Annotated in this window: 1 protein-coding gene; it reads left to right on the top strand. The window is 65.8% G+C overall.

Going from position 1 to position 456, the window contains the following annotated elements; all coding sequences use genetic code 11:
* Positions 1–456 (top strand): ABC transporter ATP-binding protein (locus EN861_RS34310; protein WP_135928205.1); only part of this gene is annotated, 456 nt, incomplete at both ends.

Below are 456 nucleotides of genomic sequence, written 5' to 3'. Positions count from 1 at the left end.
GCGGTCTCGCTATGACCGCCGTGCTTGCCTATTCCGGCTACCGGGCGCTGGTGCTTGGGCCACCACCGGGCGCGGTGTTTTCCTTCATCACCGCGCTGATCATGGCCTACGACCCGGCAAGACGCCTGGCGCGCACACAGGTGGGCATGGAACGTGCGCTGGTCAACGCGCGCATGATCTACGAGTTGCTCGACCTGGAACCGAAACAGGGCGACGCGCCCGATGCGGTCGAGGCCAGGATCACCACAGGCGAGGTGCGCTTCGACAATGTGACGTTCGGCTACAACGCCGACATGCCGGTGCTGAGGGACCTGAGCTTTACCGCCGCCGCCGGCAAGGTGACGGCGATCGTGGGTGCGTCGGGCGCCGGCAAATCGACGCTGGTGGCGCTCTTGCAGCGCTTCTACGACGTCGACCAGGGCGGTATCGTGGTCGATGGCCAGGACATCTCGAAGG

Origin of the sequence: Mesorhizobium sp. M8A.F.Ca.ET.218.01.1.1, assembly GCF_004791165.1 — a bacterium.
Classification (GTDB): domain Bacteria; phylum Pseudomonadota; class Alphaproteobacteria; order Rhizobiales; family Rhizobiaceae; genus Mesorhizobium.
Note: the sequence above shows the minus strand (reverse complement) of the source record. Positions and strands in the feature narration are given on the sequence as shown.